The organism is Philodulcilactobacillus myokonensis (genome assembly GCF_027923585.1).
Classification (GTDB): Bacteria; Bacillota; Bacilli; order Lactobacillales; family Lactobacillaceae; genus Philodulcilactobacillus; species Philodulcilactobacillus myokonensis.
The window spans coordinates 1,082,496-1,095,190 of record NZ_BRPL01000002.1; the positions used below are offsets into that span (position 1 = coordinate 1,082,496).

Genomic DNA, 12,695 nt, shown 5'->3' on the forward strand with positions numbered 1-12,695 from the left:
ATACTTCCCCATTTCTCAAATTATTCATTAACGATTTTAATTTTAATGTGATCAGGATTAAATCCTGAAACATTGTTTAAACTTTTATCCAGCTGAATTGTTTTTTCATGACCAGATGATATTTCAGAAGCATTAACGTTCACAGTGACTTTCTTTATCTTGGCTAATTGTTGTGAACTACCAAAAGCATTAACATTTTTAACATTCGAAACTACTTTCGATTTATGACCATTAGAACCCATTAAATGGAAGTTCAATGGAACCTTCTTATTATTGCCACGTGTAATTGGTAAATGAACAGTTGTAGTTGAAGGTGTTAAAATCACATTTACAATTCGATTCTTAGAATCCAATGCTTCCATTACTGCTTGAGTATCAACAGTTTTACTGGTGTTTTCCGGTAAATTAAGTTGAGCAATTACCCGTTTAATTTTAGAAATTTCACTTGATGCACCAGTAACTTTAACATTCGAAATTCCGGCAACTGGTTTGCCAGCGGTGTAACCAGGCGATAAGTTGCTGTTATTATATGCAACTTTAATTGGCATCGAAATGGTCCTTCTTGGCTGGACATCAACTTTAATCGTAGACGGCCTCAAATGATAAGTTAGATCAGAATTCAAGCCTTCTTGAAATAAGCGAACGTTATGTTTACCAACACTCAATTTACTTAAATCAGCGAAAACTTTAAAATTCTGCGTATTAGAAGTTGTGGTAACTAATGCTGACGGTCCACTAATTTGGACATTCACTTTTTCAGGATACCCAGTTACAAAATATTTACTACTATTTACATTTAATTGTAATGGTACTTGAATATTATCAGTTTTAGTTGATGTTAATTGAGTTTGTTGGCCATTACTTGATTGGAAATGATTAGTATATCTAGTTTGAGTTTGTTTAACATATGCAAATATTAAAATTGCAAACAAAAGGGAGATACATCTGAAGAAAAAATTACTGTTAAAAAATTTATTCATTATTTCTCCCTCCTCAATAGTTTGTTAAACCAACGCGTAATTGCACTTAACGAAGGTTTATTATCATCATCATCTTCCTTAAGCAATTGATCATTAAAGAATTTCAGATAATCTTTTCTGGTAAGGCCACGAATTAATTCGTTATCCTTTGTAATTGATACTTCACCGGTTTCTTCTGAAATGACAATTGTTAAAGCATCGGTTACTTCAGAAATACCAACAGCAGCACGGTGTCTCGTCCCCAATTCCTTGGGAATCAAATTACTTTGTGATAGCGGAAGATAAGCGGCTGCAACTGCAATTCGCTGATTTCTGATAATTACTGCACCATCATGAAGCGGCGTATTAGGAATAAAGGTATTAATCAACAATTCACCTGAAATATCAGCATCCAACTTAATCCCGGTTTCAATATAATCTTCCAAACCGGTATCCATTTGAATGGTAATAAGCGCCCCGATTCGACGTTTTGACATATATTGAATGGCAGTATCCAATGATGAAATCATGTGCTTGATTTCGATACCTTCTTTTTGATTCCGTCTTAAAACAGAACCACGACCTAAATGTTCTAAGCCACGTCTTATTTCTGGTTGGAAAATAACAATAATAGCAATAACGCCCCAATTAATAACTTGATCCATTAACCAGGAAACAGCGTCTAGTCCTAAATAAACGCTTATAATTTTAATTACTGCTATAATGATAATTCCACGAAATAGCTGGACAGCTTTAGTGCCCTTCAGTAAAATGATAAGTTCATAAATAATGAACCAGACAACTAAAATGTCCAATAAACTAGTAAAGTGATGGACAGTGAATAAATCACTCCAAAATGAGTTCATTAATAAGTCCTCCATATTTTTATTCCATATTTATTATATCACTTTAGGAATATTTTAACTTTAATGATCAATTTAAATCAATAAATCGTATCATTTTCTAATAATTCATGTTTTAATAATAGTCGGGAGCTGAATCAAACATGATATCCAAACACTGGCAAATTAGAATTATGTTTTTAATCATATTAAGTTTTCTCTTTGCCTATATTAAAGTCCCCTTCCGCTTCTTAATTTTAAATACATTCTTAGCATATATTCCGATTGAATTAGGTTTTCAAATTTTAAGGAAATCAATTTATAAAACATTTTGGTTATGGCCATTCTTAATTATGTGGCTCCTATTTTACCCAAATGCACCGTATTTATTAACTGATTTGTTTCATTTAACAATGTTAAATGCTTTTAATTTGGATAGCTCCATGAAATTAGTCCCAATTGAAATCTGGATATACTTTGCTTGTTTAACAATCATTGTTTTTTTATGTGTTATTATCAGCTCAAGGGGATTAATGAATATCACCCAAATGCTTACTAACAAATATTTTGCAAATGTGCCATCAAAAGTAAAATCGTTTTTAAATCAATTATTAATCGTTTTGTTAACTATCATTTCATCCATCGGTATTTTTATTGGCCGATTTTTAAGAATTCATACGATTTTTCTTTTCATATCACCACGACTATTCATCAATCCGCTGATTAACATGTGGCACTATCATATGATTATTTTTGTAATAGTATTAACAATTGTTCAATTATCAATTGATTGGGTGATTTCAATTCAAAATAAATAAAATGCAGCTATCTTTAGCTGCATTTTATTTATTTCGATTACCAATGATTCTAACTTCTGGATGAAGTTTAACTTGGTTTTGCTCATAAACCACCGATTGAACATGGTGAATCACATTTAAATAGTCATCGGCAGTTGCATGATCAACATTGACAATAAAGCCAGCATGTTTTTTGGATACTTCAGCTCCACCGCTGCGGTAGCCTTGTAAATGAGCATCATGAATTAACTTTCCAGTAAAATATCCAGTTGGGCGCTTAAAAACACTGCCACATGATGGTAATTCTAAGGGTTGCTTAGACATCCGGAGCGCATTGATATGATCCATGAAAGACTGAATTTGATTAGAATCAGCCGGTTTTAAATTAAACGTTGCTGACAACACAACCATCTTTTGATCCTGAATAATGCTATGACGATATCCAAAATTCAGTTGATCACGATTCAATGTTTGAATTTTACCATCTGATAACACATTGACTGAATCAACAATTGAATCGGTCGAACCGCCATAAGCACCAGCATTCATAAAAATAGCACCGCCAACACTACCTGGAATTCCAGCTGCAAATTCCAATCCTGATAATGAATGTTTTTGAGCACAAATTGATGCATCAATAATTGCAGCACCTGCATCTGCTATAATTTGATTACCAACACATCTAATTCGATTTAAATGAATCAAGCTAATCACTAAGCCGTGAATACCGCCATCCCTAATGATTAAATTGCTAGCCCGACCAATCACTGTAATCGGAAGCCGATCCTTATTTGCTAATTGAACTAACATTTCAAGTTCTTTTACATTTTTAGGAAATGCTAATAATTCTGCCGGACCGCCAGTTTTTGTAAACGTGTAATGAGATAGTGGTTCATTTTTTAAAATTTTGATGTCATTAAGCTTACTTTCCATAATTCAATTCCCCTAATTTTAAATCTATCTTAATTAATTTTACCACTAAACATCCGATGCTATACTAAAAACATCTAATAATTTTTCAAATAAGGAATGATAAAATTGAATTTTATTGCAATTGATTTTGAAACAGCTGCAAGAAAAAGAGCAAGTGCATGTTCTCTAGCAATTACAGTCATTAGAAAAGATGAAATTGCAAGCGAATTTTATACTTTAATTAATCCGGAAGTAAAATTTTATTGGCGCAACGTTAAAGTAAACGGTATTCATGAAAAAGACGTCCAAAATGCTCCTACTTTTCCAGAAATTTGGCCAATGATCAAGTCATTATTCCAAAATAATATGTTGGTCATTGCACACAATAATTCTTTTGATAACAGTGTTTTAAGAAAAACATTGGAACGTTATCAAATAAATGAGCCTAAATACTTAACACTTGATACTGTAAAAACAAGTCGCCATCTTTTTCCAAATTTAATCAACTATAAATTAGACACCGTCTGCAGAGATTTAAACATTCCACTTCATCATCACCATAATGCTTTAGATGACAGTTTAGCATGTGCCAATATTTTAATTGAACAAAAAAGGCAGTTTGGTGAAGAAGCAATCAAACCGTTTGTTAGAATTTTCAATTAACCGACTTAAAATCCTAGGATGAATTTATTCCATCCCAGGATTTTTTATTTTACCTTAATTTTCATTTCAATTGTTGATTGATAGTTGCCCTCACTTTGAATTATTCGATGCTTCATATGGTCTTTAAATCCACACTCACGATAAATATGAACGGCGGCATGGTTCCTTTTTTCAACAATTAATAATAATGAATGGAGGTTACTTTGGATTCTTCCCCATCTAATGGCTTCCCTTACTAATGCTTTACCTAAGCCAAAATTCCAAAATGGTTTCCTAACTGCAACGCCCAATTCGCCATCATCTGAATCAGATAATCGCTGGACAGTTACAACTCCAATTAAATCATGTTGATACTCAGCAACAATAATAATATTACCACGGGTTTGATTAATCATTATAAGCTGCCTTGCTTCTTGTTTAACAGATAGTTGGGCAATTTCTGGATCAACACTAAAAGTATCAGATTCACGGACTAGTTTTTTCATTAAATTTAACAGTGATTCAGCATCATCTGGCTGTGCAACTTTAATCTCAGCTTCCATTATTTTTGGTTCAAGCTTTCTGAAATCATTTTTTTAAAATGGTCTCCAACGGGATTAAATTCCAAAGTTCGATAATTTTCACCTTTAAGATCATCACGTTTAAAAATAATTTGTAAATGTTGAGCAGGAAGTTCACTTTTAACATATCTTGACCATTCAACAACACTGACACCATCGCCATCAAAATATTCATCTAAGCCAAGGTCAGCACCACTGCCATCATCTAAACGATATGCATCCATGTGATAAAGGGGAATTCGACCATCTTTATATTCCTTGATAATTGTAAAGGTTGGGCTCACAACATAACGTTTAATGCCTAATCCCTTAGCAATTCCCTTTGTAAAAGTAGTCTTTCCAGCACCTAAATCGCCATCTAATACAATGACATCCCCTGGTTTCAAATACTTAGCAATCGATTTTCCGATTCCAATTGTTTCCTTTGAATTATTTACTTCTAATTTCAAACTTAAAATTCACCTTCATATTAAAGTGATTGAATTGCATTAATCATTGCAACTTTATAAACATCATCTGAATTACAACCACGTGATAGATCAGAAACGGGTTGATTTAATCCTTGTAAAATTGGGCCTAATGCCTCAAATCCACCTAACCTTTGTGCAATTTTATAACCAATATTCCCAGATTGTAAATCAGGGAAAACAAAGACGTTGGAATGACCAGCTACTTTAGAATTCGGTGCCTTTGTTTTAGCAACTGATGGTACTAAAGCGGCATCAAACTGTAATTCGCCATCAACAGATAAATCAGGTTGCTCTTCACGAACTTTTTTAGTTGCTTCGACGACCTTAGTGACCATATCGCCCTTTGCAGATCCCTTGGTTGAAAAACTTAACATTGCAATTTTAGGATCTAAATCAAACATTTTAGCGGTATTAGCACTTTCAATTGCAACTTCGGCCATTGTATCAGCATCTAAAGTAATATTAATTGCACAATCTGCAAAAATGTAACGTTCACCATGCTTTTGTAAAATAAAAGCACCACTGACCCTTTTAATACCCGGTTTAGTTTTAATAATTTGTAAAGCAGGCAATACAGTGGCACCAGTAGATTGGGTGGCACCAGAAACCATCCCATCGGCTAATCCCATATAAACTAGCATGGTTCCAAAGTAATTATAATTTTGAAGCCATTTTTCAGCCCGTTCATGGCTAGTTTTACCATTTCTTCTTTTCACCAATGATTCAACCATTTGATTATGTTTATCAACTGGATATTGTTCAGGATCGATAATATTAACGTTTTTTAAATTAACATTATGATCATATGCAATTTTTTCAATTTGTTCAGAATTGCCCAAAAGAATGGGTTGAATCAAGTGCTCCTGTCCTAATTTAGCGACAGCCTTAATGATTCTAATGTCTAATCCTTCTGGAAAAACAATTTTTTTATTTTTACCTTCAATTTTTTGCTTCAATCTATTAAACAAGTTCATGACTATTCTTCCTTTTTGGTATTTGGATTTTCATTTTTTTGATCTAAACTAACGTGTTCTGGTAATTGCCAGTCAATTGGCTTCTCGCCTAAAGCCTTTAATGCTTCATTGGTTTTTGAAAATGGCCTTGAACCAAAGAAACCACGGTTAGCGGACAATGGACTGGGATGGGCTGATTGTAAAACAATGTTAGTTTCAGTATTAATTAGCTTAATTTTATTTCTGGCAGCCCGCCCCCAAAGAATAAAGACAACCGGTTCTGGACGTTCAGATAATTTTTGAATTGCAACATCAGTTAATCGTTCCCAGCCCTTTCCTTTATGTGAAAAGGCTTGACCATTCCTAACGGTTAAAACTGAATTAAGCATTAAAACACCTTGTTTAGCCCATTTTTCTAAGTAACCATGATGCACTGGTTTAATCCCTAAATCATGATATAGTTCTTTATAAATATTTTTCAAAGATGGTGGAATTTCGACTCCCGGCATAACAGAAAAACTTAATCCGTGAGCCTGATTAGGTTCATGATATGGATCTTGTCCCAAAATAACCACCTTAGTTTTACTGAATGGCGTCCATTCAAAAGCTTCAAAAATTTTACTTGCAGCTGGATGAATATAATAATGATTATATTCATTTACCAAAAATTTTCGCAAATCTTGATAATAAGCTTTTTCAAATTCTGGCTTTAAAACACCCCACCAATCATTATGAATAAATGGTTTCAAATTCAACACCTCAATTTAATTTTATCATATTTAGTACAAAAAAAGAGACCTGTTGTTTCATAACAGAATCTCCTTAGTAGTTCTTCATATAGCGTGAAATTTCACGTTCTTGATCACGACGTTTAATTGCTTCCCGCTTATCATATTGACGACGGCCCTTAGCAACCCCAATCAATACTTTGGCAAAACCATGTTTAATGTAAACTTTGAGCGGAATTAAAGTGATTCCTTTATTTTGAACATCGTTTCTTAAACGCTTAATTTGCTGCTTATGCAAAAGTAATTTTCGATTTCTTAATGGATCATGATTAAATTGATTTCCTTCAGCATACTCACTAATATGAACATTTTCTAAATATGCTTCACCATTTCTAATTCGTGCAAAACCATCCTTCAAGTTTAAACGTCTAGCACGAATCGATTTAATCTCGGTTCCTTTCAATGCCATGCCAGCTTCGACAGTCTTTAAAATATCGTAATCATGTCTGGCACGACGATTTTGCGCCATTACATTTGAATTATTATTCTGTCGGCGTTTTTTCTTTGACATTTAAATCACCCCAATCATTTATGTGAATGGTTAACCTTACCATGATGAGAATGATGATTAAAATTACGCTTGCCACTACGATTTGAGCTACCGTGACGGTTATGATAATGATTATGGTTCCCATGGTTAAAATGCTTATGTGGTCGCTTAGGTAAAATATGGGTAACAGGAGCATCCTTAGGATTAACTAAATCAAAATCAATTTCACTTTGATCAGCATCAACATGAATAACCTTAACTTTAATTGGCTGACCGATTCGATAAGTTCGACCCGTGTTACGCCCAACTAAACATAAGTACTTATCAACGTATTCATAGTAATCATCTTTCATACGACTAATATGAATAAGCCCTTCAATTGTGTTTGGTAACTCAACGAACATTCCAAATTTCATAACGGAACTAACGGTTGCATCAAATGTTTCACCAATATGATCAGCCATATACTGAGCTTCCTTCATGGAAATGGTATCACGTTCAGTATCAACTTCACGACGTTCACAATCAGAGGTATGGGTTCCAATTTCATCTAAAACATTCTTAAACTTACCTTTACTCTTAGCATTAATTCCATGATCCATGTAATAATGAATCATTCTATGAACCATCGTATCAGGATAACGCCTGATTGGAGAAGTAAAGTGGGTATAGTAAGGAGCTGCTAAACCAAAATGACCTAGTGGTTGATCACTATACCGGGCTTGCTTTAAACTTCTTAGCATCATAACAGATACCATTGCTTCTTCTGGTTTTCCTGCAACCTTCTTCAAAACGTTCTGCATCATGCTTGGCTTCAAATGGTTAACATCACCTTTAACGTTAATTCCAAAAGCAGTTAGCAATTCAAAAAACGATTTAACACGGTCAGCATCCGGGGTTTCATGAACACGATATAAGAATGGAACGTGTTTATCATAATAATGCTTGGCAATTGTTTCATTAGCAGCCAACATGAATGATTCAACCAATTTTTCTGCTAAACCACGAACACGCAATTGAACATCGATTGGATGACCAGTCTCATCAGTGATAATTTCAGCTTCATGGTCATCAAAAGAAATCGCACCACGCTTCATTCGGTGTTTCAATAAAATTCGGTGTAAATCAGCCATATCTTTGAACATTGGAACTAATTTCTTATATTTCTTAATTGTCTTCGGATCATCAGATTCTAAAATCTTATTAACATCTGTATAGGTCATTCGCGCAGCTGAGCGCATATAACTAGGATGAATCCGATGTTTAACAACTTCACCACGCTGATTGATTTCCATTTCACAACTCATGCAAAGCCTTAATTTACCTTCATTTAATGAACAAATTCCATTAGATAATCGTCTTGGTAACATTGGAATAACTCGATCAGTCAAATAAACGGATGTCCCACGCTTATAGGCTTCCTTATCAATCAATGAACCTGGTTTAACATAGTGGCTAACATCTGCAATGTGAACACCTAAGTGATAATTACCATTCGGCAATTTCCATACGGTTCCGGCATCATCTAAATCTTTAGAATCCTCACCATCAATTGTTACTAGTTGTTGATCAGTGACATCTTCTCTGCCCTTTAATTCATCCTTTGTAACGTGATCAGGAATTGCATCTGCTTCCTGTAAAACGTCTTCCGGAAATTGAGATGGAATTTTATGAGCATAGACAATCTGCAAAATATCAATGCCTGGATCATCAATACTACCAATAACTTCCTTTGCAACTCCTACCATCGTATCAGGATGTTTAGCATCTGGATACCTAGTGATATCAGCAGTAACAACTTCACCTGGAGTTGGTTTTAGGCCAACTTCGTTAACGTAAAATTTAAAGCTAGATAATTTTTTATCCTTTAAAATCACTTGACCGTAGTAACCCTGGTCATCACCCGTTTGTTGAAATTCACCAACGACCTGGGTGTAACCACGTTCACTAATTTTAATGACTTTTCCTTCGGGGCCTTTATCACTATCGGCTTTTGCTGGTCTAATAATCTTAAATTGAACGGTATCACCATTCATAGCATTCATTGTATGATCAGGTGCAATGTATGCATCTGGTAAATCTTCATCATATCTAACGAAGCCAAAGCCTTTAACATTAGCGTGAAAGCTACCCTCTAGAATTACATCGGCTGGGTTAATTTTAAAATTACCCTTAGATGTGACAATTACTTTTTTGTCACGTTCTAATTGAGCTAATTCCTGAACAATAACTTTAAAAGCTGTTGAACCATGGTAACCTAATTCAGAAGATATTTTTTCAACTGTAAAACTTTGATCTGAATTGGCCCTTAAAACACTTTCAATTTGATCTCTTAAATTTGTATCTTTCAATATTAATTCCTCATTAATTTAATATATTTGTATGCTAATTACTATTATTATTTTAACATTAATTTATTTGCTTATATATCCAAACGGATTTAATACAAAAAAATCCTCTGTTAAACAACAGAGGACAATTATTTAATGTGATGACATCCAAACTAATAGAATTGAAACAACAAAGAAAATAATCCCCAATACAACGGTTACTTTTTGCATAAATGCTTCAAATCCACGTGCTTTAGAATGTGCAAATAAATCATTTGCGCCACCTGTCAAAGATGACATGGCACTTTCTGTTTTAGCTGGTTGCATTAAAACAGCAAGAATAATTAAAATGCTATCAATCCATAATAAAATCATTAAAAAATTACTCAATGAATTGCCCCCTATCTATTAAAGACAATAAATATACATATTAATTAAATGTTATCATATTTAATCTTGTTTTTCCAATTGATTTATTTTTTGTAGATTGATTTAAAATGACAATCTGTTATTTGTTTTAACATAATATCATATAACGGTCCATTCCCTAAGATGTCAGCAATTAAATAGGCAATTACAGTCACAAAGGCGAGTGCCATTAAATGCTGAAGCGTTCCTACCATTTCAGTAATTAAAATGATACTCGTAAATGGAGTTTGGCTAATGCTTGCAAAAAATCCAACCATTCCAATGATAATAATATTAGATAAATAAATTGGATTTAATAATCCAAGATCAATAAACAATTGGCCACAGAGGTCGCCAATTAAAGCACCAATTACTAACATTGGAACTAAAATTCCACCGGGGGCTTTTGTACTCATTGATAATTCTGATAGTAGAAATCTTAAAATCAAATATAATAAAATTGCGCCAATTGAAAATTTAAAACGGGTAATCTTAATAATAAGATTACTACCACTTCCTAATATTATAGGTAAATCCATTCCAAATGGAATGACTAATATTAATGGGATCAAAACGTTAAAATTACTGGGCAATCCTTTAATATGAAATTGAATCGAATTTACCTTTAAAGTAATTTGCTGGTAAAAATAACCAGCAATTCCAATGACAACCCCTAAAATAATTAACAATCCATAATCATGGAGTGGATACATATGAAGATCCGCGAGGTGAAAAATTGGAATTTCACCAAATAAAACGGTTGAAATAAAATTAGCAATAATAGCAGATGTTAAAGCGGTTAAACTAACCAAAATTGAAAAATCACGATAAACACCTTCTAGAACAAATAAAGTACTTGCAATCGGAGCATTAAAAATAGTTGCTAATCCAGAAGCAACCCCGCCGGCCATCATTGTTCGGCGTTTTTCAGGATCATCAGTTCTTAAGATTGAAATCCCCTGTGCTGCTGATGCACCAATTTGAATTGCGGGTCCTTCTGGCCCCATAAAGATTCCACTACCAACGGTTAAAATACTGCCAATAAATTTATGCCACAGAGTTTTAAACCATGGATATTTTAAAACCCCGGTAATCTGGCCCTGTGATTGTGGAATTCCGGAACCTTTAATGTCAGGATCATCATTAATGATCCATGCAATTAAAATTCCAATTACAATATTAGTTAATCCAATTACAGCTACCCAAGCTAAATTACTTGCTGCCAGTCGATATACGATTCTAATTAACAAAAACAGTCGGTCAATTAATAATCGAAAGCAACTAGTAATAATGCCAACGACAATTCCAATTAAAACACCGTTAACAACTGCATTTAACTTATCAAGTTTTAATTTTTTCAATTTTCTCCCCCACTTAATGATCTTACTTTAAATTTTAACATGAAACAGGGAATAATCATTTTAAGATTTAATTGTTTTCCAAATTAATTTCATTGGTTTTAAATGATGATGTCGCATTTTAATAAAATTATTACGTCTCAAATGTAATTGAAATGGTAATTTAATTTTAACTGGGATTTCAATCAAATTACCATTCATAAATTGATCTAATTGATGATAATAATCTAAAGTAGCATTCACAAGCGGAACCCAATCATCATTATTATTTTGAATTGGTGCATTAGTAGGATTGATTACATTAGGAATTACCGGTATCACTGTCTGTTGATCAGAAGAATTCCCGTGATGTAGTTGATTTTTATTTTTATCAACTTGATCAGCAGAACTAGAATGAGAAGTACTGCTATTTTCTTTTGATTGTTGATCAGGTGATTTTTTATCAGGTTGTGGTTCTGGTTTTAAATGTTCATCTTTAGAATGGGATTGATGATCAGATGGTTGCTTATTCTCACCGTTATTACCAGTAGCTGATGAATTAGATTTTGAATCACTTGAATGCGAATTAGCATCATGATTTTGATGATCTTTTTTTAATGATTGATACCTTAATACAATTTGCTCATTTTCATCGTTAATTTTTCCTTCTAATTGATTCGGATCAATTAATTGATAGTCAGTTTCTTTAAGGCCGTCCAAATGGTAAGCCCCACCAAATGTTGCTTGGGTAATTAATTGATCAGAAGCAATGGAATTACCATCTTGATCAACAAATTTAACGGTAAGCTTAGCCGGATTAGCAACATAATCAACCCTCATACTTCCATTTTTTAATTTAATCTGTGAGACATTGGCATGGTAATGCGGATAATGATTAGCCAAATCAACAATTTTATTGGCATCACCGGAAATCACTTCAAATTTGGGTGATGTAGTGAATTTAGTCCCATCAGAATTATTACCCTTAAAACTGGAAATCAAATCAAAAGAAACCATCTTGGCATAAGAATCAGTACTGTTTGCTAAATTTAAGCCAGTAAAAGTAACTAAAGCCATTAAAAATAAAAATACTTTTAAACGCAAAATAAAAACACCCTTCCTTAAATTAAGTAACATTTATAGATACGAAATTTAAAGAATGGTGCTTTTTTTATTTTAAATTAAA

Annotated in this window: 14 protein-coding genes; 2 read left to right on the top strand and 12 right to left on the bottom strand. The window is 33.3% G+C overall.

What is annotated here, in order from left to right; genetic code table 11:
* Nucleotides 1-20 precede the first annotated feature (20 nt).
* Both WR164_RS05715 and cdaA read right to left on the bottom strand, forming a co-directional pair.
* On the bottom strand, nucleotides 21-980 hold the full coding sequence (locus tag WR164_RS05715; RefSeq protein WP_286136573.1) for a CdaR family protein: 960 nt from the start codon (nucleotides 978-980) through the stop codon (nucleotides 21-23).
* Nucleotides 980-1,825: a diadenylate cyclase CdaA gene (gene cdaA, locus WR164_RS05720; RefSeq protein ID WP_286136574.1), complete on the bottom strand. Its 846-nt coding sequence runs from the start codon at nucleotides 1,823-1,825 to the stop codon at nucleotides 980-982. Before cdaA ends, WR164_RS05715 begins: the two co-directional genes overlap by 1 nt.
* A gap of 140 nt (nucleotides 1,826-1,965) precedes the next feature.
* On the opposite strand from cdaA, the gene WR164_RS05725 reads away from it, so the two are divergent.
* The gene (locus tag WR164_RS05725; RefSeq protein WP_286136575.1) at nucleotides 1,966-2,619 is read left to right on the top strand and encodes a DUF1361 domain-containing protein; all 654 of its coding nucleotides are present in this window, start codon (nucleotides 1,966-1,968) and stop codon (nucleotides 2,617-2,619) included.
* Between the two features lie 24 nt (nucleotides 2,620-2,643).
* Here WR164_RS05725 and murB read toward each other — a convergent pair whose 3' ends face one another.
* A complete protein-coding gene (murB, locus tag WR164_RS05730; protein ID WP_286136576.1) occupies nucleotides 2,644-3,531 on the bottom strand; it encodes a UDP-N-acetylmuramate dehydrogenase in 888 nt (295 codons plus the stop codon).
* A 105-nt stretch (nucleotides 3,532-3,636) separates the two neighbouring features.
* Between murB and WR164_RS05735 the strand changes: the two genes are divergently transcribed.
* Nucleotides 3,637-4,173 (top strand): 3'-5' exonuclease, encoded by a 537-nt coding sequence (locus tag WR164_RS05735; RefSeq protein ID WP_286136577.1) that lies wholly within the window; start codon nucleotides 3,637-3,639, stop codon nucleotides 4,171-4,173.
* 44 nt (nucleotides 4,174-4,217) lie between these two features.
* Here the strand turns inward: WR164_RS05735 and WR164_RS05740 are convergent, their stop codons facing one another.
* The 9 genes from WR164_RS05740 to WR164_RS05780 form a co-directional block, all read right to left on the bottom strand.
* A complete protein-coding gene (locus WR164_RS05740; protein ID WP_286136578.1) occupies nucleotides 4,218-4,715 on the bottom strand; it encodes a GNAT family N-acetyltransferase in 498 nt (165 codons plus the stop codon).
* Nucleotides 4,715-5,182 carry a tRNA (adenosine(37)-N6)-threonylcarbamoyltransferase complex ATPase subunit type 1 TsaE gene (gene tsaE / locus WR164_RS05745; protein WP_286136579.1) on the bottom strand — a complete coding sequence of 156 codons (468 nt, stop codon included), beginning with the start codon at nucleotides 5,180-5,182 and terminating at the stop codon, nucleotides 4,715-4,717. Before tsaE ends, WR164_RS05740 begins: the two co-directional genes overlap by 1 nt.
* 20 nt (nucleotides 5,183-5,202) lie before the next feature.
* Entirely contained in the window at nucleotides 5,203-6,177 is a 975-nt protein-coding gene (gene pta / locus WR164_RS05750) for a phosphate acetyltransferase (protein ID WP_286136580.1), read from the bottom strand.
* Nucleotides 6,178-6,179: 2 nt separating this feature from the next.
* Nucleotides 6,180-6,905 carry a uracil-DNA glycosylase gene (locus tag WR164_RS05755; protein ID WP_286136581.1) on the bottom strand — a complete coding sequence of 242 codons (726 nt, stop codon included), beginning with the start codon at nucleotides 6,903-6,905 and terminating at the stop codon, nucleotides 6,180-6,182.
* 73 nt (nucleotides 6,906-6,978) lie between these two features.
* A complete protein-coding gene (gene smpB / locus WR164_RS05760; protein WP_286136582.1) occupies nucleotides 6,979-7,455 on the bottom strand; it encodes an SsrA-binding protein SmpB in 477 nt (158 codons plus the stop codon).
* 14 nt (nucleotides 7,456-7,469) lie between these two features.
* Nucleotides 7,470-9,785, bottom strand: a complete 2,316-nt coding sequence (gene rnr / locus WR164_RS05765; protein WP_286136583.1) for a ribonuclease R — start codon at nucleotides 9,783-9,785, stop codon at nucleotides 7,470-7,472.
* Nucleotides 9,786-9,917: 132 nt separating this feature from the next.
* Complete coding sequence (gene secG, locus WR164_RS05770) at nucleotides 9,918-10,154, bottom strand: preprotein translocase subunit SecG (protein ID WP_286136585.1); 237 nt, start codon at nucleotides 10,152-10,154, stop codon at nucleotides 9,918-9,920.
* A gap of 83 nt (nucleotides 10,155-10,237) precedes the next feature.
* Nucleotides 10,238-11,533: a ClC family H(+)/Cl(-) exchange transporter gene (locus WR164_RS05775; RefSeq protein WP_286136586.1), complete on the bottom strand. Its 1,296-nt coding sequence runs from the start codon at nucleotides 11,531-11,533 to the stop codon at nucleotides 10,238-10,240.
* A gap of 60 nt (nucleotides 11,534-11,593) precedes the next feature.
* Nucleotides 11,594-12,613, bottom strand: coding sequence for a MucBP domain-containing protein (locus tag WR164_RS05780; protein WP_286136587.1), 1,020 nt, complete (start codon nucleotides 12,611-12,613; stop codon nucleotides 11,594-11,596).
* Between the last annotated feature and the right edge of the window lie 82 nt (nucleotides 12,614-12,695).